Genomic DNA, 25895 nt, shown 5'->3' on the forward strand with positions numbered 1-25895 from the left:
AATAGCCCCGCTCACCTCACGGCGAACGGGGCCAAGTCCACGCTCAGGGGATTACTGCTCTTCAGGCGCGGTGAGCACCCACGGGCCGTCCTCGGTGATCGCGACGCTGTGCTCCCAGTGCGCCGCACGGGTCCCGTCGAGCGTGATGACGGTCCAGCCGTCCTCCAGCTCCTGGGAGTCGTCCGTGCCGAGCGTGAGCATCGGCTCGATCGCGATGGCCATGCCGACCTTGAGCTTCGGCCCCTTGCCGGGCTTGCCGAAGTTCGGCAGGAACGGGTCCATGTGCATCTTGGTGCCGATGCCGTGGCCGCCGTAGTCCGCGACGATCCCGTACTCGATGCCGTCGCGCTCCCCCGACTCGATGGCAGAGGACTCGATGGCGAACGAGATGTCCGTGAGCCGCCCACCGGGCACCGCGGCCTCGATGCCCGCGAGCATCGACAGCCTGGTGGCCTCGGACAGCTTGTGGTCGGCAGGCGAGAGCTCACCGCAGCCGACCGTGACGGCGGAGTCGCCGTGCCAGCCGTCGAGGATCGCACCGCAGTCGATCGAGATCAGGTCACCCTCGGCCAGCACCTGCGTGCGGCTGGGGATGCCGTGGACGATCTGGTCGTTCACCGACGCGCAGATGCTCGCCGGGAACCCGTGGTAGCCCTTGAACGACGGAATGGCGCCGGCGTCGCGGATCGTCTGCTCGGCGATCTCGTCGAGCTCCCACGTGGAGACCCCGGGCTTCACCGCGTCGACCACGTTCTTGAGGGCACGCGCCACGACCAGGCCGGAGGCGCGCATCGCCTCCAGCTGGCCGCGAGTCTTGATCTCGATCATGCGTTCACTGCCGGAAAAACTCGAAACAGCGGAGCGGAGCCGGTCAAGCAGTCCACCCGTCACTTCTCGCCGCGCAGCGAGTTCAACGCCGCCAGGGCGCGCTCGCTGATCTCGTCGATCTCACCGACCGCGTCGATGGAGATGACCTTCTCCGCGTAGTAGTCGAGCAGCGGAGCCGTCTCGTTGCGGTACACCTGCTGCCGGTGCCGGATGACGTCTTCCTTGTCGTCCGTGCGCCCACGCGCGAGCAGCCGCTCCACCACGACGTCCTCGTCGACCCGGAACTCGAGCACCGCGTCGAGCTCGTGGCCACCGACGGCCAGGAACTCACCGAGCTTGTCGGCCTGCGCCACGTTGCGGGGGAACCCGTCGAGCAGGAACCCGTGGTCCGCATCCGACTCGGCCAGGCGCTTGCGCACCATCTCGTTCGTGATGGAGTCCGGCACCAGCGCGCCCTCGTCGAGGATGCTCTGCACCTCGAGCCCGAGCTCGGTCTGGTTGCTGATGTGTGACCGGAAGAGGTCGCCCGTCGAGATGTGCGGCACGCCGAGCTTGCGGCTCAGAACCTCAGCCTGGGTGCCCTTGCCCGCACCGGGCGGGCCAACGAGAACGAGTCGCATCTAGCGGAGGAACCCTTCGTAATTGCGCTGCATGAGCTGGCTCTCGATCTGCTTCACGGTGTCGAGACCGACACCGACCATGATCAGAACCGCGGTGCCGCCGAACGGGAAGTTCTGGTTCTGGTTGTCACCAGTGAGGTCCAGGAACAGGTTCGGCAGGATCGCCACGATGCCGAGGTAGAGCGAGCCGGGCAGCGTGATGCGGCCCAACACGAACTTCAGGTACTCGGCGGTCGGACGACCGGGACGGATGCCGGGGATGAAGCCACCGAACTTCTTCATCTCGTCCGCACGCTCGTCCGGGTTGAACGTGATGCCGACGTAGAAGTACGTGAAGAAGACGATCAGCAGGAAGTAGACGCTGATGTGCACCCAGCTCGACTGCTTGACCAGGTACGTCTGGACGAACGTCGAGAACCAGTTCGCCTGGGACGACGACCCCTGGGTGAGGCGGACGATCAGGTCCGGCAGGTAGAGCAGCGACGAGGCGAAGATGACCGGGATGACGCCGGCCTGGTTCACCTTGAGAGGAAGGTACGTCGACGTACCGCCGTACATGCGGCGGCCGATCATGCGCTTGGCGTACTGCACCGGGATGCGGCGCTGGGCCTGCTCGACGTAGATGACGCTCGCGATGATGACGAGAGCGGCCACGATCACGAGGGCGAAGGTGATGCCGCTCTTGTCGAGGATGTTCTTGCCCTCGGTCGGGATGCGGGCGGCGATACCGGTGAAGATCAGCAGCGACATGCCGTTGCCGATGCCCTTCTCGGTGATCAGCTCACCCAGCCACATGATGACCGAGGTACCGGCGGTCATGGTGATGACCAGCACGATGAGGGTGAAGATGCTGTCCTTGCCAGGAATGACGTCCTGGTCGCACTCGCCGAACAGCTGCCCGCGCACCGCCAGCGCCACCAGACCGGTCGACTGCAGAATCGCGAGCCCGATGGTCAGGTACCGCGTGTACTGCGTCAGCTTGCCCTGCCCGGCCTGCCCTTCCTTCTTCAACTGCTCGAACCGCGGAATGACCACGGTCAGCAGCTGAATGATGATGCTCGCGGTGATGTAGGGCATGATGCCCAGCGCGAACACGGACAGGTGCAGCAACGCACCACCGCTGAACAGGTTGATCAGCGAGTAGATGTTCTGCCCCTCAAGCTGGTCGGCACACAGCTTGACGTTCTTGAAGGACACGCCCGGCGCGGGCATGGTCGCACCAAGCCGGTACACAATGATGATCCCGAGCGTGAAGAGGATCTTCTTGCGTAGATCCGGCGTCGCGAGAGCCGAGCGGAATGCGCCGAGCACGCGAACCTCCTGAGCGTTGCCGACCCCCAGGGACCGGCACATGCGGTAGTTGGCAGGCCGCAGCAGGCAGCCACGACCAAGCAACCCGGAGGACATCCGGGTTCAGCCCGCAACACTAACAGCCCCCCGCGACCAGCCCGTACCCAGTGGCCAATCACAGGTTCAAACCGGTTGATCTCTCGCCACCCGACTAGGCCATCCGGGCCAGCACGCCACGCAAATCCGTGCTACAAGCAGCGATTTCACCGCCCGCGAACGTTTGCGCCCATCCAGGGGTTCCCACCGGGACCCGCAAAAGTTCAGCTACCCGCAGAACCCCCGCGATGGCGAAGCCGAGCCGTCTTTCCACACGAACCCGGCGGGGTGGTCCCGTCACACGCCACCGCAAGCACCAACGCAACCGTCCGGTGCCAACGCGCCCACCCACGGACAGGGAACGCGACCCGCCCAACGCGAGGCGACCACCCGCCCGGTCGCGTCCAGCAAGGCGACCACCCGCCCCAACGCGCCCGTCCACGGCCTACCACCAGCACCCACACCCCAGCAACGCCAAAGGGCCCCGAGGCAACGCCTCAGGGCCCTTCAACACAACGCAGAACTACAGCACGGTGGTGGTCCCACCGGCAGCAGCCAGCTTGTCCACAGCGGACTTCGAGAACTTGTTCGCCACGACGTCCAGCTTGACCGAAACCTCACCGTCGCCCAGGACCTTGACCAGCTGACCCTTGCGGACCAGCCCGGCCAGGATCAGCGCGGCGACGTCCACGGAACCACCCTCGGGGAAGGCGGCCGCGATGTCACCGACGTTGACGACCTGGTACTCGGTGCGGAACGGGTTCTTGAAGCCCTTGAGCTTCGGCAGCCGCATGTGCAGCGGCATCTGGCCACCTTCGAAGCGCGGCGAGACGTTCTTGCGAGCGCCCGTGCCCTTCGTACCGCGGCCGGCGGTCTTGCCCTTGGAGCCTTCACCACGACCGACGCGGGTCTTGGCGGTCTTGGCACCAGGGGCCGGACGCAGATCGTGAATCTTGATGGTCACGACTGGACCTCCTCAACAACCACCAGGTGGCGCACGGCGTGGATCAAGCCGCGGACCTGGGGGGTGTCCTCACGCACGACCGACTGACGGATCTTGCGCAGCCCGAGGGTGCGCATCGACTCGCGGTGGTTGTGCTTCGTGCCGATGGTGCTCTTCACCTGGGTGATCTTGAGAGCCATGGTCAGACCCCCTGGCCCGCGCGAGCGCGGATCATGCCGGCGGGAGCGACGTCCTCGAGGGGCAGGCCACGACGGGCCGCGACCTCTTCGGGACGCTGCAGGCCCTTGAGGGCCGCCACGGTCGCGTGCACGATGTTGATCGCGTTGTCGGAGCCGAGCGACTTCGACAGCACGTCGTGCACGCCGGCGCACTCGAGGACGGCGCGGACAGCGCCACCCGCGATGACACCGGTACCGGCCGAGGCCGGACGCAGCAGAACCACACCAGCGGCCTTCTCACCCTGGACCGGGTGGGGGATGGTGCCGGCGATGCGAGGCACGCGGAAGAAGTTCTTCTTCGCCTCCTCGACACCCTTGGCGATGGCCGCGGGAACTTCCTTGGCCTTGCCGTAGCCGACGCCGACCATGCCGTCGCCGTCACCAACAACCACGAGTGCGGTGAAGCTGAAGCGACGACCACCCTTGACCACCTTGGAGACGCGGTTGATCGCAACCACGCGCTCGAGGTGGGGGGTCTTCTCCTGGGCCGCGCCGCCGCGGCCGCCGTCACGACGGTCGCGGCGCTCTCCGCGCTCGCCCCCGCCGCCTTCGCGACGCGTACGTCCTGGCATCAGGCGTCCCTCTCAATTCCAGTGATCATCATTGTCAGAACTCCAGCCCCGCCTCGCGGGCGGCATCCGCCAGAGCAGCGATCCGGCCGTGGTACGCGTTGCCACCGCGGTCGAACACGACCGCCGTGATGCCGGCGTCCTTGGCACGGGCCGCGGCCAGCTGGCCGACCTTGGCCGCACGGGCCTTCTTGTCGCCTTCCAGCGCACGCACGTCGGCCTCCATGGAGGAAGCGGACGCCAGCGTGTGGCCCTTCAGGTCGTCGATGATCTGCACGGTGATGTGCTTCGACGACCGGTGCACGACCAGGCGCGGACGCTCGGCGGTGCCGCTGACCTTCTTGCGGAGGCGGAAGTGGCGACGGGCCTTGGCAACACGACGCCTGGTGGAGATGTCCTTGCCCACCGGCTTGCGCTTCGTAACAGTCGACTCGCTCATGTCACTTACCCGTCTTTCCGACCTTGCGACGGATCTTCTCGCCCGAGTAGCGGACGCCCTTGCCCTTGTACGGGTCGGGCTTGCGCAGCTTGCGGATGTTGGCGGCGACCTCACCGACCAGCTGCTTGTCGATACCCGAGACGGAGAAACGGGTCGGGGTCTCCACCGCGAAGGTGATGCCCGCGGGGGCCTCGACCTTCACCGGGTGGGAGTAACCGAGCGCGAACTCGAGCTCAGAGCCCTTGAGCGCGACGCGGTAACCGACGCCGTGGATTTCCATCTTCTTTTCGTAACCCTGGGTCACGCCGACGACCATGTTGTGCACGAGCGTGCGCGACAGGCCGTGGAGCGCGCGGACGCGGCGCTCGTCGTTCGGGCGCTTGACCTCGAGAGTGCCGTCCTCGGCCTTCTCCAGGCTGATCGGCTCAGCGATCGTCAGGGTCAGGGTGCCCTTGGGGCCCTTGACGCTGACGTCCTGGCCGGCGATGTTCACGTCGACCCCGGAGGGGACAATGATCGGCTGCTTACCGATGCGCGACATGTCTACTCCCCCTTACCAAACGTAGGCGAGGACTTCTCCGCCCACGCCTGCCTTGTTGGCCTGGCGGTCGGTCATGAGACCACCAGAGGTCGAAATGATCGCCACACCAAGGCCACCGAGAACTCGGGGCAGGCTGGTGGACTTCGCGTACACGCGCAGGCCGGGCTTCGACACGCGGCGGAGGCCCGCGATGCTGCGCTCCCGGTTCGGGCCGTACTTCAGCTCGACGACGAGGTTCTTCGCGACCTCGCCCTCCTCGTCGCGGTACGAGGCGATGTAGCCCTCGCGCTTGAGGATCTCGGCGATGTTGGCCTTCAACTTCGAGTGCGGCATCACGACCTTGTCGTGGTAAGCCGAGTTCGCGTTGCGCAGACGAGTGAGCATGTCTGCGATCGGGTCGGTCATCGTCATGGTGACCTGGTCAACCTTTCTCGCTGCGGTTCACCGGCTCAGGGTCCAGACCAGCCCTCCCCGGAGGGAGGGACTGGACGGTCGTGTGCGGGCCTACAGCGAAGTAATGGAGCTTTGAATTACCAGCTGGACTTGCTCACGCCAGGCAGCTCACCGCGGTGAGCCATCTCGCGCAGGCAGATCCGGCAGAGGCCGAACTTGCGGAACACCGCGTGGGGACGGCCGCAACGCTGGCACCGGGTGTAGCCCCGGACCTTGAACTTCGGCTTCTTCGCGGCCTTGTTGATCAACGCCTTCTTGGCCATCGACTCAGTTCTCCTTGAACGGGAAGCCCAGGTGCTTCAGCAGCGCCCGGCCCTCCTCGTCGTTCGTGGCGGTGGTGACGACGGTGATGTCCATGCCGCGGGGACGGTCGATCGAGTCGGGGTCGATCTCGTGGAACATCGACTGCTCGTTCAGACCGAACGTGTAGTTGCCGTTGCCGTCGAACTGCTTGCCCGAGAGGCCGCGGAAGTCGCGGATACGGGGCAGCGCGATCGTCAGCAGGCGGTCCAGGAACTCCCACATGCGGTCGCCGCGCAGCGTGACGCGCGCGCCGATCGGCATGCCCTCGCGCAGCTTGAACTGCGCGATGGACTTGCGGGCCCGACGAACCTCGGGACGCTGACCGGTGATGATCGAGAGGTCCTTGACGGCGCCCTCGATCAGCTTGCCGTCACGGGCGGCGTCGCCGACACCCATGTTGACGACGACCTTCACGACGCCGGGGATCTGCATCACGTTGGCGTAGTTGAACTGCTTCTGCAGCTCGCCGGTGATCTCGGCGCGGTAGCGCGTCTTGAGCCGCGGCACGATCTTCTCTGCGGTAGTCATGCTCAGATGTCCTTCCCGTTACGACGGGAAATGCGGACCCGCTTGCCCTCGTCGTTCGTACGGTAACCAACACGGGTCGGCTTGCCGTCCGAGTCGACCACCATCACGTTGGAGACGTTGATCGGGGCTTCCTGGGTCACGATGCCACCGGACTGCGCGCCACGCTGGGTCTGCGTGATCCGGGTGTGCTTCTTGATCCGGTTGACGCCCTCGACCAGGACCTTGCCGGTCTCCGGGTAGGCCTGGATGACCTTGCCCTTCGCGCCCTTGTCCTTGCCGGCGATGACGACGACCGTGTCGCCCTTCTTCACCTTCATGGTCAGAGCACCTCCGGAGCCAGCGAGATGATCTTCATGAACTTCTTGTCGCGCAGCTCACGGCCGACCGGGCCGAAGATGCGGGTGCCGCGCGGCTCGTTGTCGTTCTTGATGAGCACAGCGGCGTTCTCGTCGAACCGGATGTAGGAACCGTCGGGACGACGGCGCTCCTTCACCGTGCGGACGACGACCGCCTTGACGACGTCACCCTTCTTCACGCCGGCACCGGGGATCGCGTCCTTGACGGTCGCGACGATGATGTCGCCGATGCCCGCGTAGCGGCGGCCGGAGCCACCGAGAACACGGATGCAAAGGATCTCCTTCGCACCAGTGTTGTCGGCGACACGAAGCCGCGACTCCTGCTGAATCACTTACTTGCTCCTGACCATTCCTGGCCCGCCGGATTTCCGACCCGACGGGCTCGGTCTGTCTAGAAAGGACTTACTTGGCCTTCTCGAGGACCTCGACGAGCCGCCAGCGCTTGGTGGCCGACAGCGGACGGGTCTCCATGAGCAGGACGCGGTCGCCCACGCCCGCCGTGTTCTCCTCGTCGTGCGCCTTCACCTTGGTGGTAGAGCGCATGACCTTGGAGTAACGCGGGTGCTTCTTGCGGTCCTCGAGCGCAACCACGATCGTCTTGTCCATCTTGTCGGACACGACGAGGCCCTCACGGACCTTGCGGTCGTTGCGCTTCTCGGTCTGAACTTCGTTGCTGTCGGTCATGCCGCACCCTCACCAGTGGATTCCGGCGAAACGGAGAGCCCGAGCTCCCGCTCCCGCATCACGGTGTAGATCCGGGCGATGTCGTGCCGGACCGTGCGCAGCCGCCGGTTGTTGTCGAGCTGGCCCGTGGCCATCTGGAAGCGAAGGTTGAAGAGCTCTTCCTTCGACTCCTTCAGACGCAGCACGAGCTCTTCCTCGGTGAGCTCACGCAGCTCGGAAGCGGTGGTACCCGCTGCCATCAGAACTCACCACCCTCACGCGTAACGATGCGGCACTTCATCGGGAGCTTGTGGATCGCGCGGCGGAGCGCCTCGCGGGCCACCTGCTCGTTCGGGAAGGCCATCTCGAAGAGGACGCGACCCGGCTTGACGTTGGCCACCCACCACTCCGGCGAACCCTTACCGGAACCCATGCGGGTCTCGGCCGGCTTCTTCGTGAGCGGACGGTCCGGGAAGATGTTGATCCAGACCTTGCCGCCACGGCGGATGTGGCGAGTGATGGCGATACGAGCGGACTCGATCTGCCGGTTCGTCACGTAGGCCGGCTCCAGAGCCTGGATGCCGTACTCACCGAAGGTGACCTTCGTGCCGCCCTTGGCAGCACCCGACCGCTTGGGGTGGTGCTGCTTGCGGTGCTTGACCCTGCGCGGGATGAGCATGACTCAGCTCTCCGTCTTCTCTGCAGCAGCCGGGGCCTCGGCGGACGCGTTGGCGTCAGCTGCGGCACGACCGGCCTCGGTGCTCGTCGCGGTGGTGCCGCTGGCACCCGAGCGACGGGCCCGGTTCGGACGCTCGCCGCGGTCGCGGCGCGGGGCGCGGTCGGCCTGCGAGGGGGCCGCGTCGCGCTCGCGCTTGGCGGAGATGCCACCGACCACGTCACCCTTGTAGATCCACACCTTGACGCCGATACGGCCGAACGTGGTGCGGGCCTCGAAGAAGCCGTAGTCGATGTCGGCGCGGAGCGTGTGCAGCGGCACGCGGCCGTCGCGGTAGTGCTCCGAGCGGGACATCTCGGCGCCGCCCAGGCGACCGCCGCACTGCACGCGGATGCCCTTGACCTGCGGCGAACGCATGGCCGACTGAATGGCCTTGCGCATCGCGCGGCGGAAGGCAACGCGGTTGGACAGCTGCTCGGCGACACCCTGTGCCACGAGCTGCGCGTCCGACTCGGGGCTCTTGACCTCGAGGATGTTCAGCTGGACCTGCTTGCGGGTGAGCTTCTCCAGCTCACCGCGGATGCGGTCCGCCTCGGCACCGCGACGGCCGATGACGATGCCCGGCCGGGCGGTGTGGATGTCGACGCGAACCCGGTCACGGGTGCGCTCGATCTCCACCTTGGAGATACCGGCACGCTCCATGCCACGCGAGAGCAGCCGACGGATCTTGACGTCCTCGGCCACGTACTCGGCGTACTGCTTGTCGGCGTACCAGCGGGACTTCCAGTCGGTGGTGATCCCCAGCCGGAAGCCGTGCGGGTTGATCTTCTGGCCCACTACCGGGTTCCCTTCGCGCTGGTCTTCTTCGGACGCGACTCCACCTCGATGGTGATGTGGGACGTCCGCTTGCGGATCCGGTACGCGCGGCCCTGGGCACGCGGGCGGAAACGCTTGAGGGTCGGACCCTCGTCCACGTAGGCCGCCGACACCCAGAGGGTGGCGGGGTCCAGGGACAGGTTGTTCTCGGCGTTGGCCATGGCGCTGGCGAGCACCTTCGCGACCGGCTCAGAGGCGGCCTGGGGCGCGAACTGGAGCACGGCCAGGGCCTCGCTGGCGTTACGACCCTTGATGAGCTCGACGACGCGACGGACCTTCATGGGGGTGTCGCGGACGTAGCGAGCCCGAGCCACGGCGCGCGGAAACTCCTGCGCCTCAGCGTCCTTACGGGCGTTCATCGCTGCTTTTCCCTTGCTCTTCTCAGTTCGACGCCTAGCGGCGACGAGACTTCCGGTCGTCCTTGATGTGGCCCTTGAAGGTGCGGGTCGGGGCGAACTCGCCCAGCTTGTGCCCGACCATGGCCTCGGTCACGAACACCGGGACGTGCTTACGGCCGTCGTGCACCGCGATGGTGTGGCCAAGCATGTCCGGGATGATCGTGGACCGGCGGGACCACGTCTTGATGACGGTCTTCTTGCCCGACTCGTTGAGAACGTCCACCTTCTTGAGCAGGTGGTCGTCCACGAAGGGGCCCTTCTTAAGGCTGCGAGGCATCCTTCACTCCCTCCCTGCTCAGCGCTTCTTACCGGTGCGACGACGCCGGACGATGAGCTTGTCGCTTGGCTTGCGGCGGCGGGTACGACCCTCGGGCTTACCAGCCGGGTTGACCGGGTGGCGACCACCGGAGGTCTTGCCCTCACCACCACCATGCGGGTGGTCAACGGGGTTCATGGCGACACCACGCACGGTGGGCTTCTTGCCCTTCCACCGCATGCGGCCGGCCTTGCCCCAGTTGATGTTCTGGTGCTCGGAGTTGCCGACCTCGCCGATCGTGGCGCGGCAGCGGACGTCCACGTTGCGGATTTCGCCCGAAGGCATCCGCAGCTGGGCGTACGGGCCGTCCTTCGCCACGAGCTGCACCGAGGCGCCGGCCGAGCGGGCGATCTTCGCGCCGCCACCGGGGCGGAGCTCGATCGCGTGGATCACGGTGCCGACCGGGATGTTGCGCAGCGGCAGGTTGTTGCCCGGCTTGATGTCGGCCTTGGGGCCGTTCTCAACCGTGTCGCCCTGCTTCAGCTTCTCCGGTGCGACGATGTAGCGCTTCTCGCCGTCCGCGTAGTGCAGAAGCGCGATGCGCGCGGTGCGGTTGGGGTCGTACTCGATGTGAGCGACCTTGGCCGGCACGCCGTCCTTGTCGTTGCGACGGAAGTCGATCAAGCGGTAAGCCCGCTTGTGACCGCCACCCTTGTGCCGCGTGGTGATCTTGCCCGACGCGTTGCGGCCACCACGGCCGTGCAGCGGGCGGATCAGCGACTTCTCCGGCGTCGACCGAGTGATCTCGGCGAAGTCGGAGACGCTCGCACCGCGACGACCGGGGGTCGTCGGCTTGTACTTGCGAATGCCCATCTCTACGCAGTCCTCGTCATCAGGCGGCAGGGCCGCCGAAGATCTCGATCGGCTTGCTGTCCGAGGACAGAGTCACGATCGCGCGCTTCGTGTCCTTGCGCTTGCCGAACCCGGTGCGGGTGCGCTTGCGCTTGCCCTGCCGGTTGATGGTGTTGACGCTGACGACCTTCACGCCGAAGACCTTCTCCACGGCGATCTTGATCTGGGTCTTGTTCGAACCCGGCGCCACCAGGAAGGTGTACTTGTTCTCCTCGAGCAGTCCGTAGGACTTCTCGGAGATCACCGGGGCGAGCAAGATGTCCCTGTGGTCGGGGATCACTTCGAGGCCTCCTCGTCCACCACGACCGCCGTGGCCTCGGCCGAGCCAGAGCCCGACTGGGCCTTGCTGGCGAGGAACACGTCGAGCGAGTCCTTGGTGAACACCACGTCGTCGTTGACGAGCACGTCGTAGGTGTTGAGCTGGTCGGGCGCGATCACGTGCACGTGCGGCAGGTTGCGCACGCTGACCCACGCGACCTCGTCGGTGCGGTTGAGCACCACGAGAACGCGACGAGCCTGGGTGACCGACTCCAGAACCTTGCGCGCGGTCTTGGTCGACGGGGTGTCCCCGTCCACCAGGCCGGACACGACGTGCACCTGGTTGGCGCGAGCCCGGTCGGAGAGGGCGCCACGCAGCGCGGCGGCCTTCATCTTCTTGGGCGTCCGCTGCGAGTAGTCGCGCGGCTGCGGGCCGTGGACCGTGCCACCGCCGGCGAACTGCGGAGCACGCGTCGAACCCTGGCGGGCGCGACCGGTGCCCTTCTGGCGGTACGGCTTCTTGCCACCACCGGAGACTTCGCCGCGGGTCTTCGTCGCGTGCGTGCCCTGGCGCGCGGCGGCCTGCTGGGCCACGACGACCTGGTGCAGCAGCGCGACGTTCGCCTGCGCGTCGAACACGGCGGCGGGAAGCTCGACCGTGCCGGCGGACTTGCCGTCCGGCGTACGGATCTCAACCGTCGACATCAGGCACCACCCTTCGCGGCCGTCTTGACGAACACCAGACCGCCCTTGGGACCGGGAACGGCGCCCTTGATGAGCAGCAGGCCGTTCTCCACGTCGATCTTGTGCACCTTCAGGTTCTGGGTCGTGACGCGCACGTGGCCCATGCGGCCGGCCATGCGCAGACCCTTGAAGACGCGACCCGGGGTGGCGCAGCCACCGATGGAACCCGGCGAGCGGTGCTTGCGCTGGGTGCCGTGGCTGGAGCCGAGGCCCCGGAAGTTGTGGCGCTTCATGACACCCGCGGTGCCCTTGCCCTTGCTGGTGCCGGTGATGTCGACAACAGCGCCGGCCTCGAACACCTCAGCGGTGATCTCCTGGCCGACCTCGTACTCGCTGGCGTCGACCGTGCGCAGCTCCACCAGGTGGCGACGGGGCGTGACCCCGGCCTTGGCGAAGTGGCCCGCGACGGGCTTGTTGACCTTGCGCGGGTCAATCGCGCCGGTCGCCAGCTGGATGGCCGTGTAGCCGTCCTTCTCCTCGGTGCGAACCTGGGTGACGACATTCGGCTCAGCCTTCACGACGGTCACCGGGACGACCCGGTTGTTCTCGTCGAAGACCTGAGTCATGCCGAGCTTGGTGCCCAGGATGCCCTTGATCTGCCTGTCAGACATTGGTCCGTTACTCTCCGCGCCCAACGCTTACTGGATGTTGACGTCGACGCTGGCCGGCAGGTCGATGCGCATGAGCGCGTCCACCGTCTTCGGCGTCGGGTCGAGGATGTCGATCAGTCGCTTGTGCGTGCGCATCTCGAAGTGCTCGCGCGAGTCCTTGTACTTGTGCGGCGAGCGGATGACGCAGTACACGTTCTTCTCGGTGGGCAGCGGCACCGGCCCGACGACCCGAGCGCCGGTGCGCGTCACGGTCTCCACGATCTTGCGCGCAGACGCGTCGATCGCTTCGTGGTCGTAGGCCTTGAGCCGGATGCGGATCTTTTGTCCCGCCATGATGGCTTGCCGTTCCTCTGCTTCTCGTACCGCTGCGGTGCGGTGCCTCGGATGAGGCCTGTTACAGCCTCTTGGCGCGCTCCGCCCCTGTTGAAGTGTCATGGTGCCCGGTCCACGCGGTCGGGCGTGTCGCGCCCGGTGCGCATACCGGTCCCACTCAAGGTCTCCCCGGTGGGATTGGGCCTACCACAGCCCATGCACCCTGATGCCCATCTCCGCAAGGAGGCGTTCACTAACAGGGCGCGGACGCTCGGTGAAGGACTCGAACACGCACGAGTGCGGCCCGGCCTTCGTCGAGCAACCCGTAAAGGATGCCACACGGGCGTGAGGCGGTCCAAATCGGGGTGGGCGAGTTGGAGGCAGATCACGTGCGGATCTTGGCCGGTGAACCACCTCGTCCGTCGCTTGTGGAGCGACGGCGGTGGCGGATTCTTTGTCCGGCAACGGAATCCCCCGCAGCGGATCTGCACCCGCTCGCCCTGCGCGGTGTGACGTGAGCTGACGCACACATCGGGTCCTGCAACGACGAAGGCCGGGCCAACGAGTCCGTTGGCCCGGCCTTGCGCCGAACTACTGGCTACAGCTGGGTCACTTGATGATCTTGGTGACCGAGCCGGCGCCGACGGTGCGGCCACCCTCGCGGATCGCGAAGCGGAGGCCCTCGTCCATGGCGATCGGCTGGATCAGCTTGACCGTCATACCGGTGGTGTCACCGGGCATGACCATCTCGGTGCCCTCGGGCAGCGTCACAACGCCGGTCACGTCCGTGGTGCGGAAGTAGAACTGCGGACGGTAGTTGTTGAAGAACGGCGTGTGGCGGCCACCCTCGTCCTTGGACAGGATGTAGACCTGAGCCTCGAACTCGGTGTGCGGGGTCGTGGTGCCCGGCTTGACGATGACCATGCCGCGCTCCACCTCCTCGCGCTTGATGCCGCGGAGCAGCAGAGCGGCGTTGTCGCCGGCGCGACCCTCGTCGAGGAACTTCTTGAACATCTCGATCGAGGTGACCGTCGTCTTCTTCGACGTCTCCTTGATACCGACGATCTCGATCTCAGAGTTGACGTTGATGATGCCGCGCTCGATACGACCGGTCACGACGGTGCCGCGGCCGGTGATCGTGAAGACGTCCTCGACGGGCATGAGGAACGGCTTGTCGGTCTCGCGCTCCGGCTCCGGGATCGCCGAGTCGACGGCGGCCATGAGCTCCAGCACGGACTTGCCCCAGGTCTCGTCGCCCTCCAGCGCCTTCAGCGCCGAAACGCGCACGACCGGCAGGTCGTCGCCCGGGAACTCGTACTCGGAGAGCAGCTCGCGGACCTCGAGCTCGACGAGCTCCAGGATCTCCTCGTCGTCGACCATGTCGGCCTTGTTGAGCGCGACGACGATGTAGGGGACGCCGACCTGGCGGGCCAGGAGGACGTGCTCCTTCGTCTGCGGCATCGGGCCGTCGGTCGCCGCGACCACCAGGATGGCGCCGTCCATCTGCGCCGCACCGGTGATCATGTTCTTGATGTAGTCGGCGTGACCGGGGCAGTCGACGTGCGCGTAGTGACGGTTCTCGGTCTGGTACTCGATGTGAGCGATCGAGATCGTGATACCGCGCTGCTTCTCTTCCGGCGCCTTGTCGATCTGGTCGAACGCGAACGAAGCGTTCACATCGGGGTACGCGTCGTGCAGAACCTTGGAGATCGCCGCGGTCAGCGTGGTCTTGCCATGGTCGATGTGACCAATGGTGCCGATGTTGACGTGCGGCTTCGTCCGCTCGAACTTCGCCTTCGCCACTGGATTGTCCTCCTGGACTTCTTCTTTGCTGGTCCGGCGGGCAATGTAGTGGCCGCCCGCCGGACTTACACGTCAGGGTCGGATAGTGCGGACCCCAGGGAGTTAACCCCGGAGAGCCCGCGGTGGAACTGCGGTGCTCCGGTGCGGGGTTACTCCCCAGTCGCCTTCGCGATGATCTCCTTCGAGACGTTCGCGGGAACCTCTGCGTAGGAGTCGAACACCATCGAGTAGTTGGCACGACCCTGGGTCTTGGACCGCAGGTCACCCACGTACCCGAACATTTCCGACAGCGGGACCAGCGCCTTGACGACACGGGTACCGCTGCGCTCCTCCATGGCCTGGATCTGGCCACGGCGGGAGTTCAGGTCGCCGATCACTTCACCCATGTAGTCCTCGGGCGTCGTGACCTCGACGGCCATGATCGGTTCGAGGATCGCGGGAGACGCCTGACGGGCGGCTTCCTTGAGGGCCATCGAACCAGCGATCTTGAACGCCATTTCCGAGGAGTCGACCTCGTGGTAGGCGCCGTCGAGCAGCGTCACCTTCACGCCGACCAGCGGGTAGCCCGCCAGCACGCCGTACTGCATCGCGTCCTGAGCACCCGCGTCGACCGACGGGATGTACTCACGCGGGATGCGACCACCGGTGACCGCGTTGACGAACTCGTAGAGAGCGCCGTCGTCGGACTTCGGCAGCGGCTCGACGGTGACGAGCACCTTCGCGAACTGGCCGGAACCACCGGTCTGCTTCTTGTGGGTGTAGGAGTACTTCTCCACCGCCTTGCGGATGGTCTCCCGGTACGCCACCTGAGGCTTGCCGATGTTGGCCTCGACCTTGAACTCGCGGCGCATGCGGTCCACCAGGATGTCCAGGTGGAGCTCGCCCATGCCGGCGATGATGGTCTGGCCGGTCTCCTCGTCCAGGTTGACCCGGAAGGTCGGGTCCTCCTCGGCGAGCTTCTGGATCGCGGTGCCCAGCTTCTCCTGGTCCGCCTTCGTCTTGGGCTCGATGGCCACCTGGATGACGGGCTCGGGGAAGGTCATCGACTCCAGCACGATGGGGTGCTGCGGGTCGCACAAGGTCTCACCGGTCGTGGTGTCCTTGAGACCGATCACGGCGTAGATGTGGCCCGCGATGGCCTCGGTGACCGGGTTCTCCTTGTTGGCGTGCATCTGGAAGATCTTCCCGATGCGCTCCTTGCGGTCCTTGGTCGCGTTGATGACCTGGGTGCCGGAGGCGACCTTGCCCGAGTAGACCCGGATGTAGGTCAGCTTGCCGAAGAACGGGTGCACGGCGATCTTGAACGCCAGCGCCGAGAACGGCTCGTCGGATGAGGCCTTGCGCGACACGACGGTCTCGCCGTCCTGCAGCGTGCCCTCGACCGGCGGGAGGTCCAGCGGCGACGGCAGGAAGTCGATCACCGCGTCGAGCATGGGCTGAACGCCCTTGTTCTTGAACGCGGAACCGCACAGCACCGGGTAGGCGGAGCCCTCGGCGACGATCTTGCGGAGACCCGCCTTGATCTCGTCGACGGTGAGGTCGCCCTCCTCCAGGAACTTCTCCATCAGCTCGTCGCTGGTCTCAGCAACGGCCTCGAGAAGACCCTCGCGGAACTCCTGCGCCTTGTCGACGAGGTCGGCCGGGATCTCCTCGACCGTGTAGTCCTCGCCCTTCTGGACCTCGCCACGCCACGTCAGAGCGCGCATCTCGACCAGGTCGACGACGCCGATGAAGTCGCTCTCGGCACCGATCGGGATCTGGATCGGGAGCGGCTTCGCGCCGAGGCGCTCGGAGATGGTGCGGATGGTGAAGTAGAAGTCCGCGCCGAGCTTGTCCATCTTGTTGACGAAGCAGATGCGCGGGACGTCGTACTTGGTCGCCTGCCGCCAGACCTGCTCGGACTGCGGCTCGACGCCCTCCTTGCCGTCGAAGACGGCAACGGCGCCGTCGAGGACGCGCAGGTTGCGCTCGACCTCGACGGTGAAGTCGACGTGGCCGGGCGTGTCGATCAGGTTGATCTGGTGGTTCTTCCAGTAGCAGGTCGTCGCGGCCGACGTGATCGTGATGCCGCGCTCCTGCTCCTGCTCCATCCAGTCCATCACGGCAGCGCCGTCGTGGACCTCGCCGATCTTGTAGCTGATCCCCGTGTAGAAGAGGATCCGCTCAGTCGTCGTGGTCTTGCCCGCGTCGATGTGGGCCATGATCCCGATGTTGCGGACCTTGGCAAGATCAGTGAGCACGTCCTGTGCCACGGGTCTTTCCCCTGTCTTGAGCTTGTCAGCTCACTAGGGCTGGGAGCGCCCGGCCCCTGTGCGGGGCCGGGCGTCACATCACCAGCGGTAGTGGGCGAAGGCCTTGTTGGACTCGGCCATCTTGTGCGTGTCCTCACGGCGCTTGACGCTCGCACCGAGACCGTTGCTCGCATCGAGCAGCTCGTTCATCAGACGCTCGACCATGGTCTTCTCACGACGCTGCCGGGAGAAGGTGATCAGCCAGCGCAGCGCCAGCGTGGTGGCACGGCCGGGCTTGACCTCGACCGGGACCTGGTAGGTCGCGCCACCGACGCGGCGGCTCTTGACCTCGAGAGCCGGCTTCACGTTGTCGAGCGCGCGCTTCAGCGTGACGACCGGGTCGGTGCCGGTCTTCTCGCGAGCACCCTCGAGCGCTTCGTAGACGATCTTCTCGGCCACCGAGCGCTTGCCGTCGACCAGCACCTTGTTGATGAGCTGGGTCACCAGCGGCGAGCTGTAGACCGGGTCGGAGATCAGCGGCCGCCTGGGGGCCGGTCCCTTGCGGGGCATCTCAGCTCTTCTCCTTCTTCGCGCCGTAACGGCTGCGAGCCTGCTTGCGGTTCTTCACACCCTGGGTGTCGAGAGAGCCACGGATGATCTTGTAACGAACACCCGGCAGGTCCTTCACACGACCGCCACGCACGAGCACCATCGAGTGCTCCTGGAGGTTGTGACCCTCACCGGGGATGTACGCCGTGACCTCGATACCGCTGGTCAGCTTCACGCGAGCGACCTTGCGCAGTGCGGAGTTCGGCTTCTTGGGGGTGGTGGTGTAAACGCGGGTGCACACACCGCGCCGCTGCGGCGAGCCCTTGAGGGCCGCCGTCTTCTGCTTCGCCACCTTGTCCTGGCGGCCCTTGCGGACCAGCTGCTGGATCGTTGGCATTCGCCGGCTGCTTCTTCCGTCTTTGCGGGTTCACCTTGCGGTTCACCCTCGTGTTTCTTGATCCCTCTCTGCACCCGAGGTCGGGCGTGTCGCCCGCTCCCAAGGTCCGCGAGCAACAGTTCAGACCCAACAAAGGCTTCAACTGCCACTGCGAGTGGAGGACACCGCTGCCTCACGGGCACGCGGAGCGGCCCGACATGGGTCGGGCACGAGTAGCAAAGATACCCGCCCACGTCTACCCGGGTCAAAACGGGGGTGCCGCACGCGCACGTGCAGTAGACATCAGGCCAGCGGATTCATCCTGACGGGGAGGCGCGGACGGTGTGGCGGCAGTGGATCGTGCCGGTCGTGCTGACGGCTCTGTTCGTGGCGGGTTTCACAGTTCTCGCCGGCCTGCACCTCGACGACGGGCGCAGCTCGTCGGACGTCGGCCACTGCTACGCCGTGGTCGCGGACCGGAAGTCCGTCGGCCTCGCGGCCGCCGACTGCTCGGCGGACGACGCGACCTACCGGACCGCGCTGACCGTCGAGTCACCCGGCTGGTCACTCGATCCGGGGACCTGCCCGGACGGGTCCTATCGCGCCGTCCGGCGCACCGCCACCGGTGACACGTCGTGCCTGTTGCTCAACGTGCGGGAGGGCGACTGCCTCAGCCCCGTCCGGGCCAGGACGGGCACCGACAGCGACCTCGGCAGGAGCCGGTGCGGCTCCTCGTCGGAGTCGAAGGTGACGAAGGTCGTCACCGGAACCCGGCCGAGCTGCGGTCCCGGCGAGAAGACCACCTTCTACGCACAGCCCGCCACGACCATCTGCCTGGGGAAGCCGTGAAGATCACCGTCCTGCTCGCCGCGCTGACGCTGACCCTCGCCGGCTGCTCCGGCTGGCACGAACAGGCCGGCGTCGGCGAGTGCGCGAAGCAGGTCGACGTGAACGACACCAGCGTGAACATGGCCGAAGTGGACTGTTCGTCCGACGAGGCCGTGTACCGGGTCTCCTCGCGCGAGAGGCGCACCATGTGTCCCACCGGTGACTACCTGGACGAGTCGTCCGGCCGGTCGAGGAAGACCGGCACGACGCGCTACTGCTACGTGCTCAACGTCCGCGAAGGCGACTGTCTCAAAGCGACGAACCAGTACTTCCAGCGCGTCGCGTGCGGGGCGGGGACGCGCAGGGTCACCAAGGTCGTCGAGGGCGAGTCGGACCGCTCGTTGTGCCGCGGCGAGGACTCGCGGACCTACTCACAGCCGGTGCGGACGATCTGCATCTCCAGGTGAGGCGGACCTGATTCACTGAGCCGGTGGACGACTTGATCGCGGCGATGGCCTCGCTGACCGGCTCCTCCGCCGATCCCGAGGTGCTCGGAGGCGACCGCGGCGACGTCGTCGTGGTGCGCGTCGGCGACGTGGTGGCCAAGGCGCATCCCGCGGACACCGACGCCGAGGCGTTGCGGCAACGGCTGGAGATCGCGGCCGCGCACCCGGACCTCATGTTGCCGCCGTTGAAACCGTTGCAGTTCGTGGAAGACCGGCCCGTGACGGTGTGGCCGTACGGGACGCCGGTGAGCCAGGCCGACCCCGACGCGGCACCGTGGGAGGAGAGCGCGGCCCTGCTCGCGAAGCTGCACGCGCTGCCCGCGCAGGGCCCGGTCGCCGGTGCGCCGGAACGCATCGTGCGCGCCATCCGAGCCTTGCCACCGGAGCTCCCGCACGCCGACGTGGTGCTCGCGGCGTTCGCCGTCCTGCCCCCGCTCGACGTGTCGGCGAAAGCTCTCATCCACGGCGACTGGCACCTCGGACAGCTCGTGCACCGAGGGGCGTGGCGCCTCATCGACGTGGACGACCTCGGAGTCGGCGATCCGGTGTGGGACTTGGCGCGACCTGCGGCGTTGTTCGCGGCAGGCGTCCTGCCCGGTGACCTGTGGGCGCGGTTCCTCGACACCTACCGTGAAACAGGCGGTGTGGCCCTGACGACATCGGAATGGGATGTCCTCAACATCCCGGCTCAGGCCTACGTTGTTCAGATGGCAGCACGGGCACTAGTGACCGGTCTGCAGGCAGTGGAACCGCTGGTCGACGCGTGCCGTCGGATCATCTCGACGCACGACCGCGGTGACCGCGGCTAATATCGCTTTTGTCCGGTCCCACCCAGGAGGCTCACACGATGCAGTGTCCCAAGTGTCATGCGAACATGCGCACGTTCGACCGCATGGGCGTCCACATCGAGCAGTGCGACGGCTGCCGCGGGGTCTTCCTCGACTACGGCGAGCTCGAGTCGATCACCCGTCTCGAAGCCACGTTGCACACGCCCCCGCCGCCGCCCGTCGCCCCTCCGCCCGCGGCGCACTACCCGGCCCAGCCCGCCTGGGGTGCCGCACCGCAGGTCCACCACCACCACGGCGGCCACGGCTACTACGGCCACCGCAAGCACCACGGCCTCGCCGGCCTCTTCTTCTCCTCGTGAGTCCGCACGGCCCCGGATCCCTGCTCCGGGGCCGTTGACGACTACCGAAAAACGGGTGGATAATCGGTAGTCAACGGGAGGAGTAGCCATGTCTGTCGCGACCGAGGCCGCCCACATCCGGGACCTCTTCGAAACGATCGAAGAGATCGAGTCCGTGGCGTCATCCCTGGCAGAAGACGACGAACGCCGCCACAAGCTCGACGGCGTAGTAGCCAAAACCCTCCGCCAAGCCCCACCGGTGCGCCCCGTGGTGGCAGGAGAGCTCCTCGACCTCACCGAGAAGACCGTGAAGGCCTGGGCCCGGGAAGGCGTACTGGCCATCCACAGCCAAGAACCGCGCATGCTCCTCGACACCGTGCGCCTCCACGAGGTCCTCCACCTCGTCTCCGACCTCCGCCGCGCCGGCAAGACCCGCGGCCTCATCGACGAAGTCCACCGCCGCCTGAGCGACCAGTCGTTGCTGGACCGCTCCGACCTCGCCACCTCCCTCGACGAGATGCGCAGCGGCAAGGGACGCGTGGTCCGCACAGCTTGATCCAGGTAGTAGAAACCCACACCGCACACGCCCAGGCCAACGGCCTGCGCGGCCGAGCCCGCCTGGCCTACGAACGCTTCCTGGACGACCTGGCCCACTCAGGCTGCGCCGCCCTCGGCTACCGCGTGACAGGCCCAGAACCCCTCCCCCGCCTCTGCGTGAAACACCTGCGAGGCGCCGACCGAGTGGTGGTCGCCTTCCCGTCCCCCGAAGTCGTGTGGGTCCTGCTGGTCGGCCCACATGACGACGACCCAGGCCTGGACCTCTACGAGGCCCTCTACGAGATGGCCGGCGTCCGCCCCCGCCTGTCCGAGAAGCGCACGAAGCCCCGCTGCTGCACCGACGAGCCCGGCGTCCCACCTCTCGTCGACGAAAACCTCGTAGACGACCTCGTCATCCGAGCCCGAGCCCTGGCCCGCGCTCGCCGCCGCTAGGACTTTCCAGCTGGCATGCTCTACCGACAAATTTTCTTGTCAAGACAGGGATAGTCGTCCTAGGCTCGGTTCAACAGACGAACGGAGCCGACGATGTCCTTCCAGGCCTACCTAGACGGCGCGGAGAAGAAGACCGGCAAGACCCCGGCCGAGCTGCTGGCAGAAGCCACCGGACGCGGCTACGACGCCACCACGAAGGCAGGCGTGGTCCTGGAGTGGCTGAAGACCGACTACGACTTGGGCAGAGGCCACGGCATGGCGCTCTACCACGTGCTGAAGAACGGCCCGACCATCAGCGAGAAGCACGTGGGCACCACCGGCACCCACCGAGACGAGTCCACAACGCTCCGCCTGGACGGAATCGCAAACCGCTGATCCAGCGATGGCGAAGCCGAGCCGTCTTTCCAAAACAACCCGGTGGGGTGGTCCCGTCACTGCAAGCACCAACGCAACCGGCGGCCGCCGTAAGCAACAGGCGTGCCATCTACCCGCGTGCGGCACTGGCCAGCCCTTGATCATATTGGCGGGGTCCGGGGCGCAGCCCCGAAAGCCCTAAACGCGACGCACCCTGAGCAAGGCGACCACCCGCCCGCAACGCACCCACCAACGCGAAACGGCCCCCGGAGCGAAAGCTCCAGGGGCCGTCCCATGTCAACTAAGCAACCTCAGCGGTAGTCCCGCCCGAAGTCGTAGTCGTCCAACGGCACCGCAGCACCGGTCCCGGTCCCGAACACGTCGGGCGTGTAGTACCCGTCGTCGTACGAGGGGATCGCGTACGCAGCCGCACGCGCCTCCTCAGTCGGCTGGACCTGGATGTTGCGGTAGCGGTTGATGCCCGTACCAGCCGGGATCAACTTACCGATGATCACGTTCTCCTTCAGACCGATGAGCTTGTCCGAACGCCCGTTGATGGCGGCGTCGGTCAGCACACGAGTGGTCTCCTGGAACGACGCCGCGGACAGCCACGAGTCGGTGGCCAGCGAGGCCTTCGTGATACCCATCAGCACCGGACGACCGGCTGCCGGCTCGCCACCCTCGGCGACGACGGCGCGGTTGCCCGACTCGAAGTCGGCACGCTCGACCAAAGACCCGGGCAGGAACTCGGTCGCGCCGGAGTCGATGATCGTGACCCGGCGGAGCATCTGCCGGACGATGACCTCGATGTGCTTGTCGTGGATGGCCACACCCTGGGCGCGGTACACCTTCTGCACTTCCTGCACCAGGTGCAGCTGGGCCTCGCGCGGGCCCATGACGCGCAGGACCTCGTGCGGGTCCGGGGTACCTTCCAGCAGCTGCTGGCCGACGGCCACGTGGTCGCCGTCCTGCAGCGGGCCGGTCGCCGTGTTGGCGAGACGCTGACGCTTGGACAGCTTCTCGAACACGATCTCCTCGGAGCCGTCGTCCGGGATCAGCGTGATCTTCCAGAAGCGGTCGCCGTCCTCGATGCGGACGCGGCCGTCGACGTCGGCGATCGGCGCCTTGCCCTTCGGGACGCGGGCCTCGAAGAGCTCCTGGACACGGGGCAGACCGGTCGTGATGTCGTCACCGGCCACACCACCCTGGTGGAAGGTACGCATCGTCAGCTGCGTACCGGGCTCACCGATGGACTGGGCGGCGACGATGCCGACGGCCTCGCCGACGTCGACCAGCTTGCCGGTCGCCATCGAGCGGCCGTAGCAGGACGCGCACACACCGACCGCGGACTCGCAGGTCAGGACCGAGCGGACCTTCACGCGGAGAATGCCGGCCTCGACCAGCGACTGCATCGCCGGGTCGCCGAGGTCGTCGCCGCGGTTCAGGATCAGGTTGCCCTGCGCGTCGTGGATGTCGTCCGCGACCGTGCGGGCGTAGACCGACGTCTGCGCGAACTCGTGCAGGCCGACCTTGTCGCCCAGCTGCTCGCCGACGGTCATGTTCACGCCACGCGTGGTGCCGCAGTCGATCTCACGGATGATGACGTCCTGCGAGACGTCCACCAGACGACGGGTCAGGTAACCCGAGTCGGCGGTGCGGAGCGCGGTGTCGGCCAGACCCTTGCGGGCACCGTGCGTCGCGATGAAGTACTCCAGCACCGACAAGCCCTCGCGGAACGAGTTCTTGATCGGGCGCGGGATGTACTCACCCTTCGGGTTGGTCACGAGACCACGCATACCCGCGAGCGAACGGACCTGCGTCATGTTGCCGGCGGCGCCGGACTGGACGATGACGCGGATCGAGTTGTCCTCGGGGAAGTTGTCTTCCATGATCTCGTGGACCTGCTCGGTGGCCTTGGTCCACACCTTGACCAGCTCGGAGTTGCGCTCCTCGTGGGAGAGCTGACCGCGCTGGTAGCGCTTCTCCACCGCGTCCGCGAGGCGCTCGTGCTCCTCGAGGATGTCCTGCTTCGCGGCGGGCACGAGGACGTCCGAGATCGCGACGGTCACGCCGGAACGGGTGGCCCAGTGGAAACCGGCGTCCTTCAGCTTGTCCAGCGTCCGGGCGACGGTGACCATCGGGTACCGCTCGGCGAGGTCGTTGATGATCACGGCCTGCCGCTTCTTGGGCATGACCTCGTTGATGAAGGCGTAGTCCTGCGGCAGGATCTCGTTGAACAGCACGCGACCCAGCGTGGTCTCCGCGAGCCACGGCTGACCGGGCTCCCAGCCCTCCGGCTCCTGCCCCTTGGGCGGGTTCTTGTCGGAGATGCGGATCTTCACCATCGCCTGCAGGCCCAGGACCTTGCGGTCGAACGCCATCAGGGCCTCGGCGGGCGACGAGTAGAAGTGACCCTCGCCGATGTCGCCGGCCTTGTGCCGGGTCAGGTGGTACAGACCCGTCACCATGTCCAGACGCGGCATGGCCAGCGGCTTGCCGGACGCCGGGGACAGGATGTTGTTCGACGACAGCATCAGCACGCGGGCCTCAGCCTGCGCCTCGGCCGACAGCGGCAGGTGAACAGCCATCTGGTCACCGTCGAAGTCGGCGTTGAACGCCTCACAGACCAGCGGGTGCAGCTGGATGGCCTTGCCCTCGACCAGCTGCGGCTCGAAGGCCTGGATGCCGAGGCGGTGCAGCGTGGGTGCACGGTTGAGCAGCACCGGGTGCTCGGTGATGACCTCTTCCAGCACGTCCCACACGGCCGGGCGCGCACGCTCGACCATCCGCTTGGCGGACTTGATGTTCTGCGCGTGGTTGAGGTCGACCAGCCGCTTCATCACGAACGGCTTGAAGAGCTCCAGCGCCATCTGCTTGGGCAGACCGCACTGGTGCAGCTTGAGCTGCGGGCCGACCACGATGACCGAACGGCCGGAGTAGTCGACGCGCTTGCCGAGCAGGTTCTGGCGGAACCGGCCCTGCTTGCCCTTCAGCAGGTCGGACAGCGACTTCAGCGGGCGGTTACCGGGACCGGTGACCGGGCGGCCGCGGCGGCCGTTGTCGAACAGCGCGTCGACGGCCTCCTGCAGCATCCGCTTCTCGTTGTTGACGATGATCTCGGGCGCGCCGAGGTCGATCAGTCGCTTCAACCGGTTGTTGCGGTTGATGACGCGGCGGTACAGGTCGTTCAGGTCGGAGGTCGCGAAGCGGCCACCGTCGAGCTGCACCATCGGGCGCAGGTCCGGCGGGATGACCGGAACGCAGTCCAGCACCATGCCCTGCGGGTTGTTGCGGGTCGCCTGGAAGGCGGCCACGACCTTCAACCGCTTGAGCGCGCGCAGCTTCTTCTGGCCCTTGCCGCTGCGGATCGTCTCGCGCAGGACCTCGGCCTCGGCGTCGACGTCGTAGTCACCCAGCAGCTTCTGGATGGCCTCGGCGCCCATGGCACCGGTGAAGTAGTCGCCGTAGCGGTCGTACAGCTCGCGGTAGAGCAGCTCATCGGCGATGAGCTGGCCCTTCTCCAGCTTGGTGAAGGTGCTCCAGATCTCGTCGAGCCGGTCCAGCTCGCGCTGGGCCCGGTCGCGGAGCTGGCGCATCTCGCGCTCGCCGCCCTCCTTGACCTTGCGGCGGACGTCGGACTTGGCGCCCTCCGCCTCCAGCTCGGCCAGGTCGGCTTCCAGCTTCTGAGCACGCGCCTCGACGTCCGCGTCACGGCGGTTCTCGACGCGCTTGCGCTCGACCTGCATCTCGCTCTCGAGCGTCGGCAGGTCGTTGTGGCGCAGCTCGCCGTTCACGCCCACGATGACGTAGGCCGCGAAGTAGATGATCTTCTCGAGGTCCTTCGGAGCCAGGTCGAGCAGGTAGCCCAACCGGCTGGGAACGCCCTTGAAGTACCAGATGTGCGTGACCGGAGCGGCGAGCTCGATGTGGCCCATGCGCTCACGACGCACCTTCGCACGGGTCACCTCGACGCCGCAGCGCTCACAGATGATGCCCTTGAAGCGCACGCGCTTGTACTTGCCGCAGTAGCACTCCCAGTCCCTGGTGGGACCGAAGATCTTCTCGCAGAACAAGCCGTCCTTCTCGGGCTTGAGCGTGCGGTAGTTGATGGTCTCGGGCTTCTTGACCTCGCCGTAGGACCACTGGCGGATGTCGTCCGCGGTCGCGAGACCGATGCGGAGCTCATCGAAGAAGTTGACGTCGAGCACGTCTACTCTCTTC

The 25895-nt window shown here is 66.6% G+C and carries 36 protein-coding genes; 7 read left to right on the forward strand and 29 right to left on the reverse strand.

Annotated elements, in window-relative coordinates:
- Positions 1-51: 51 nt before the first annotated feature.
- The 28 genes from map to rpsL form a co-directional block, all read right to left on the reverse strand.
- The gene (gene map, locus ACWEIJ_RS02885) at positions 52-828 is read right to left on the reverse strand and encodes a type I methionyl aminopeptidase (protein WP_449835490.1); all 777 of its coding nucleotides are present in this window, start codon (positions 826-828) and stop codon (positions 52-54) included.
- Between the two features lie 59 nt (positions 829-887).
- The gene (locus ACWEIJ_RS02890; RefSeq protein WP_449835491.1) at positions 888-1448 is read right to left on the reverse strand and encodes an adenylate kinase; all 561 of its coding nucleotides are present in this window, start codon (positions 1446-1448) and stop codon (positions 888-890) included.
- On the reverse strand, positions 1449-2759 hold the full coding sequence (gene secY / locus ACWEIJ_RS02895; RefSeq protein ID WP_449835492.1) for a preprotein translocase subunit SecY: 1311 nt from the start codon (positions 2757-2759) through the stop codon (positions 1449-1451).
- 598 nt (positions 2760-3357) lie between these two features.
- Positions 3358-3798 carry a 50S ribosomal protein L15 gene (gene rplO, locus ACWEIJ_RS02900; RefSeq protein ID WP_449835493.1) on the reverse strand — a complete coding sequence of 147 codons (441 nt, stop codon included), beginning with the start codon at positions 3796-3798 and terminating at the stop codon, positions 3358-3360.
- Positions 3795-3977, reverse strand: a complete 183-nt coding sequence (gene rpmD, locus ACWEIJ_RS02905; protein ID WP_109628759.1) for a 50S ribosomal protein L30 — start codon at positions 3975-3977, stop codon at positions 3795-3797. Before rpmD ends, rplO begins: the two co-directional genes overlap by 4 nt.
- A 2-nt stretch (positions 3978-3979) precedes the next feature.
- A complete protein-coding gene (gene rpsE / locus ACWEIJ_RS02910) occupies positions 3980-4588 on the reverse strand; it encodes a 30S ribosomal protein S5 (protein WP_030473451.1) in 609 nt (202 codons plus the stop codon).
- Between the two features lie 34 nt (positions 4589-4622).
- Positions 4623-5024 (reverse strand): 50S ribosomal protein L18, encoded by a 402-nt coding sequence (rplR, locus tag ACWEIJ_RS02915; protein ID WP_355434690.1) that lies wholly within the window; start codon positions 5022-5024, stop codon positions 4623-4625.
- A 1-nt stretch (position 5025) separates the two neighbouring features.
- On the reverse strand, positions 5026-5565 hold the full coding sequence (gene rplF, locus ACWEIJ_RS02920; RefSeq protein ID WP_449835494.1) for a 50S ribosomal protein L6: 540 nt from the start codon (positions 5563-5565) through the stop codon (positions 5026-5028).
- Between the two features lie 12 nt (positions 5566-5577).
- On the reverse strand, positions 5578-5976 hold the full coding sequence (gene rpsH / locus ACWEIJ_RS02925) for a 30S ribosomal protein S8 (protein WP_204763286.1): 399 nt from the start codon (positions 5974-5976) through the stop codon (positions 5578-5580).
- A gap of 119 nt (positions 5977-6095) precedes the next feature.
- A complete protein-coding gene (locus ACWEIJ_RS02930; RefSeq protein WP_030473455.1) occupies positions 6096-6281 on the reverse strand; it encodes a type Z 30S ribosomal protein S14 in 186 nt (61 codons plus the stop codon).
- A gap of 4 nt (positions 6282-6285) precedes the next feature.
- Positions 6286-6849 (reverse strand): 50S ribosomal protein L5, encoded by a 564-nt coding sequence (gene rplE / locus ACWEIJ_RS02935; RefSeq protein WP_355434697.1) that lies wholly within the window; start codon positions 6847-6849, stop codon positions 6286-6288.
- Positions 6850-6851: 2 nt separating this feature from the next.
- Positions 6852-7166, reverse strand: a complete 315-nt coding sequence (rplX, locus tag ACWEIJ_RS02940; RefSeq protein WP_030473457.1) for a 50S ribosomal protein L24 — start codon at positions 7164-7166, stop codon at positions 6852-6854.
- A gap of 2 nt (positions 7167-7168) precedes the next feature.
- Entirely contained in the window at positions 7169-7537 is a 369-nt protein-coding gene (gene rplN / locus ACWEIJ_RS02945; RefSeq protein WP_089949053.1) for a 50S ribosomal protein L14, read from the reverse strand.
- Positions 7538-7607: 70 nt separating this feature from the next.
- Positions 7608-7889 (reverse strand): 30S ribosomal protein S17, encoded by a 282-nt coding sequence (gene rpsQ, locus ACWEIJ_RS02950; protein WP_189259760.1) that lies wholly within the window; start codon positions 7887-7889, stop codon positions 7608-7610.
- Positions 7886-8128: a 50S ribosomal protein L29 gene (gene rpmC / locus ACWEIJ_RS02955; protein ID WP_146358719.1), complete on the reverse strand. Its 243-nt coding sequence runs from the start codon at positions 8126-8128 to the stop codon at positions 7886-7888. Before rpmC ends, rpsQ begins: the two co-directional genes overlap by 4 nt.
- Positions 8128-8547 carry a 50S ribosomal protein L16 gene (gene rplP, locus ACWEIJ_RS02960; RefSeq protein ID WP_030473461.1) on the reverse strand — a complete coding sequence of 140 codons (420 nt, stop codon included), beginning with the start codon at positions 8545-8547 and terminating at the stop codon, positions 8128-8130. The genes rpmC and rplP overlap by 1 nt, the downstream gene beginning before the upstream one ends.
- A gap of 3 nt (positions 8548-8550) precedes the next feature.
- Positions 8551-9381, reverse strand: coding sequence for a 30S ribosomal protein S3 (gene rpsC, locus ACWEIJ_RS02965; RefSeq protein ID WP_449835495.1), 831 nt, complete (start codon positions 9379-9381; stop codon positions 8551-8553).
- Positions 9381-9779 (reverse strand): 50S ribosomal protein L22, encoded by a 399-nt coding sequence (rplV, locus tag ACWEIJ_RS02970; RefSeq protein ID WP_355434706.1) that lies wholly within the window; start codon positions 9777-9779, stop codon positions 9381-9383. Before rplV ends, rpsC begins: the two co-directional genes overlap by 1 nt.
- A gap of 34 nt (positions 9780-9813) precedes the next feature.
- Positions 9814-10095: a 30S ribosomal protein S19 gene (rpsS, locus tag ACWEIJ_RS02975; protein ID WP_015105260.1), complete on the reverse strand. Its 282-nt coding sequence runs from the start codon at positions 10093-10095 to the stop codon at positions 9814-9816.
- Positions 10096-10113: 18 nt separating this feature from the next.
- Complete coding sequence (rplB, locus tag ACWEIJ_RS02980) at positions 10114-10947, reverse strand: 50S ribosomal protein L2 (RefSeq protein ID WP_109628772.1); 834 nt, start codon at positions 10945-10947, stop codon at positions 10114-10116.
- 19 nt (positions 10948-10966) lie between these two features.
- Positions 10967-11266 carry a 50S ribosomal protein L23 gene (gene rplW, locus ACWEIJ_RS02985; RefSeq protein WP_030473465.1) on the reverse strand — a complete coding sequence of 100 codons (300 nt, stop codon included), beginning with the start codon at positions 11264-11266 and terminating at the stop codon, positions 10967-10969.
- Positions 11263-11949: a 50S ribosomal protein L4 gene (gene rplD / locus ACWEIJ_RS02990; RefSeq protein ID WP_449835496.1), complete on the reverse strand. Its 687-nt coding sequence runs from the start codon at positions 11947-11949 to the stop codon at positions 11263-11265. The genes rplW and rplD overlap by 4 nt, the downstream gene beginning before the upstream one ends.
- The gene (gene rplC, locus ACWEIJ_RS02995; RefSeq protein WP_109628779.1) at positions 11949-12599 is read right to left on the reverse strand and encodes a 50S ribosomal protein L3; all 651 of its coding nucleotides are present in this window, start codon (positions 12597-12599) and stop codon (positions 11949-11951) included. Before rplC ends, rplD begins: the two co-directional genes overlap by 1 nt.
- Before the next feature lie 27 nt (positions 12600-12626).
- Positions 12627-12932 (reverse strand): 30S ribosomal protein S10, encoded by a 306-nt coding sequence (gene rpsJ, locus ACWEIJ_RS03000; protein WP_003938093.1) that lies wholly within the window; start codon positions 12930-12932, stop codon positions 12627-12629.
- Between the two features lie 588 nt (positions 12933-13520).
- Entirely contained in the window at positions 13521-14714 is a 1194-nt protein-coding gene (gene tuf / locus ACWEIJ_RS03005; RefSeq protein WP_449835497.1) for an elongation factor Tu, read from the reverse strand.
- Positions 14715-14863: 149 nt separating this feature from the next.
- Positions 14864-16966 carry an elongation factor G gene (gene fusA, locus ACWEIJ_RS03010; protein WP_449835498.1) on the reverse strand — a complete coding sequence of 701 codons (2103 nt, stop codon included), beginning with the start codon at positions 16964-16966 and terminating at the stop codon, positions 14864-14866.
- Between the two features lie 78 nt (positions 16967-17044).
- Positions 17045-17515 carry a 30S ribosomal protein S7 gene (rpsG, locus tag ACWEIJ_RS03015; protein WP_285745757.1) on the reverse strand — a complete coding sequence of 157 codons (471 nt, stop codon included), beginning with the start codon at positions 17513-17515 and terminating at the stop codon, positions 17045-17047.
- Position 17516: 1 nt separating this feature from the next.
- Positions 17517-17891, reverse strand: a complete 375-nt coding sequence (rpsL, locus tag ACWEIJ_RS03020; protein ID WP_030473471.1) for a 30S ribosomal protein S12 — start codon at positions 17889-17891, stop codon at positions 17517-17519.
- Positions 17892-18212: 321 nt separating this feature from the next.
- Between rpsL and ACWEIJ_RS03025 the strand changes: the two genes are divergently transcribed.
- The 7 genes from ACWEIJ_RS03025 to ACWEIJ_RS03055 all read left to right on the forward strand — a co-directional run bounded on the left by ACWEIJ_RS03025 (position 18213) and on the right by ACWEIJ_RS03055 (position 21695).
- A complete protein-coding gene (locus ACWEIJ_RS03025) occupies positions 18213-18719 on the forward strand; it encodes an LppU/SCO3897 family protein (RefSeq protein ID WP_449835499.1) in 507 nt (168 codons plus the stop codon).
- Positions 18716-19165 (forward strand): LppU/SCO3897 family protein, encoded by a 450-nt coding sequence (locus ACWEIJ_RS03030; protein WP_449835500.1) that lies wholly within the window; start codon positions 18716-18718, stop codon positions 19163-19165. The genes ACWEIJ_RS03025 and ACWEIJ_RS03030 overlap by 4 nt, the downstream gene beginning before the upstream one ends.
- A 23-nt stretch (positions 19166-19188) precedes the next feature.
- Complete coding sequence (locus tag ACWEIJ_RS03035) at positions 19189-20013, forward strand: phosphotransferase family protein (protein ID WP_449835501.1); 825 nt, start codon at positions 19189-19191, stop codon at positions 20011-20013.
- A 38-nt stretch (positions 20014-20051) separates the two neighbouring features.
- The gene (locus tag ACWEIJ_RS03040) at positions 20052-20351 is read left to right on the forward strand and encodes a TFIIB-type zinc ribbon-containing protein (protein WP_449835502.1); all 300 of its coding nucleotides are present in this window, start codon (positions 20052-20054) and stop codon (positions 20349-20351) included.
- Positions 20352-20439: 88 nt separating this feature from the next.
- On the forward strand, positions 20440-20886 hold the full coding sequence (locus tag ACWEIJ_RS03045) for a hypothetical protein (protein ID WP_449835503.1): 447 nt from the start codon (positions 20440-20442) through the stop codon (positions 20884-20886).
- Positions 20883-21320: a hypothetical protein gene (locus ACWEIJ_RS03050; protein ID WP_449835504.1), complete on the forward strand. Its 438-nt coding sequence runs from the start codon at positions 20883-20885 to the stop codon at positions 21318-21320. The genes ACWEIJ_RS03045 and ACWEIJ_RS03050 overlap by 4 nt, the downstream gene beginning before the upstream one ends.
- A 93-nt stretch (positions 21321-21413) precedes the next feature.
- Complete coding sequence (locus ACWEIJ_RS03055; RefSeq protein ID WP_449835505.1) at positions 21414-21695, forward strand: DUF4287 domain-containing protein; 282 nt, start codon at positions 21414-21416, stop codon at positions 21693-21695.
- A 290-nt stretch (positions 21696-21985) separates the two neighbouring features.
- On the opposite strand, the gene ACWEIJ_RS03060 is transcribed toward ACWEIJ_RS03055, so the two are convergent.
- Positions 21986-25882 carry a DNA-directed RNA polymerase subunit beta' gene (locus ACWEIJ_RS03060; protein ID WP_449835506.1) on the reverse strand — a complete coding sequence of 1299 codons (3897 nt, stop codon included), beginning with the start codon at positions 25880-25882 and terminating at the stop codon, positions 21986-21988.
- Positions 25883-25895 lie beyond the last annotated feature (13 nt).

This window comes from Lentzea sp. NPDC004789 (assembly GCF_053601075.1).

Coding starts and splice junctions, on each gene's coding strand:
- map (WP_449835490.1), bottom strand. CDS start 828: ATGATCGAGATCAAGACTCGCGGCCAGCTGGAGGCGATGCGCGCCTCC.
- ACWEIJ_RS02890 (WP_449835491.1), bottom strand. CDS start 1,448: ATGCGACTCGTTCTCGTTGGCCCGCCCGGTGCGGGCAAGGGCACCCAG.
- rpmD (WP_109628759.1), bottom strand. CDS start 3,977: ATGGCTCTCAAGATCACCCAGGTGAAGAGCACCATCGGCACGAAGCAC.
- rpsE (WP_030473451.1), bottom strand. CDS start 4,588: ATGCCAGGACGTACGCGTCGCGAAGGCGGCGGGGGCGAGCGCGGAGAG.
- rplR (WP_355434690.1), bottom strand. CDS start 5,024: ATGAGCGAGTCGACTGTTACGAAGCGCAAGCCGGTGGGCAAGGACATC.
- rplF (WP_449835494.1), bottom strand. CDS start 5,565: ATGTCGCGCATCGGTAAGCAGCCGATCATTGTCCCCTCCGGGGTCGAC.
- rpsH (WP_204763286.1), bottom strand. CDS start 5,976: ATGACGATGACCGACCCGATCGCAGACATGCTCACTCGTCTGCGCAAC.
- ACWEIJ_RS02930 (WP_030473455.1), bottom strand. CDS start 6,281: ATGGCCAAGAAGGCGTTGATCAACAAGGCCGCGAAGAAGCCGAAGTTC.
- rplE (WP_355434697.1), bottom strand. CDS start 6,849: ATGACTACCGCAGAGAAGATCGTGCCGCGGCTCAAGACGCGCTACCGC.
- rplX (WP_030473457.1), bottom strand. CDS start 7,166: ATGAAGGTGAAGAAGGGCGACACGGTCGTCGTCATCGCCGGCAAGGAC.
- rpsQ (WP_189259760.1), bottom strand. CDS start 7,889: ATGACCGACAGCAACGAAGTTCAGACCGAGAAGCGCAACGACCGCAAG.
- rpmC (WP_146358719.1), bottom strand. CDS start 8,128: ATGGCAGCGGGTACCACCGCTTCCGAGCTGCGTGAGCTCACCGAGGAA.
- rplP (WP_030473461.1), bottom strand. CDS start 8,547: ATGCTCATCCCGCGCAGGGTCAAGCACCGCAAGCAGCACCACCCCAAG.
- rplV (WP_355434706.1), bottom strand. CDS start 9,779: ATGAACGCCCGTAAGGACGCTGAGGCGCAGGAGTTTCCGCGCGCCGTG.
- rpsS (WP_015105260.1), bottom strand. CDS start 10,095: ATGCCTCGCAGCCTTAAGAAGGGCCCCTTCGTGGACGACCACCTGCTC.
- rplB (WP_109628772.1), bottom strand. CDS start 10,947: ATGGGCATTCGCAAGTACAAGCCGACGACCCCCGGTCGTCGCGGTGCG.
- rplD (WP_449835496.1), bottom strand. CDS start 11,949: ATGTCGACGGTTGAGATCCGTACGCCGGACGGCAAGTCCGCCGGCACG.
- rplC (WP_109628779.1), bottom strand. CDS start 12,599: ATGTCTGACAGGCAGATCAAGGGCATCCTGGGCACCAAGCTCGGCATG.
- rpsJ (WP_003938093.1), bottom strand. CDS start 12,932: ATGGCGGGACAAAAGATCCGCATCCGGCTCAAGGCCTACGACCACGAA.
- rpsG (WP_285745757.1), bottom strand. CDS start 17,515: ATGCCCCGCAAGGGACCGGCCCCCAGGCGGCCGCTGATCTCCGACCCG.
- rpsL (WP_030473471.1), bottom strand. CDS start 17,891: ATGCCAACGATCCAGCAGCTGGTCCGCAAGGGCCGCCAGGACAAGGTG.
- ACWEIJ_RS03040 (WP_449835502.1), top strand. CDS start 20,052: ATGCAGTGTCCCAAGTGTCATGCGAACATGCGCACGTTCGACCGCATG.
- ACWEIJ_RS03045 (WP_449835503.1), top strand. CDS start 20,440: ATGTCTGTCGCGACCGAGGCCGCCCACATCCGGGACCTCTTCGAAACG.
- ACWEIJ_RS03055 (WP_449835505.1), top strand. CDS start 21,414: ATGTCCTTCCAGGCCTACCTAGACGGCGCGGAGAAGAAGACCGGCAAG.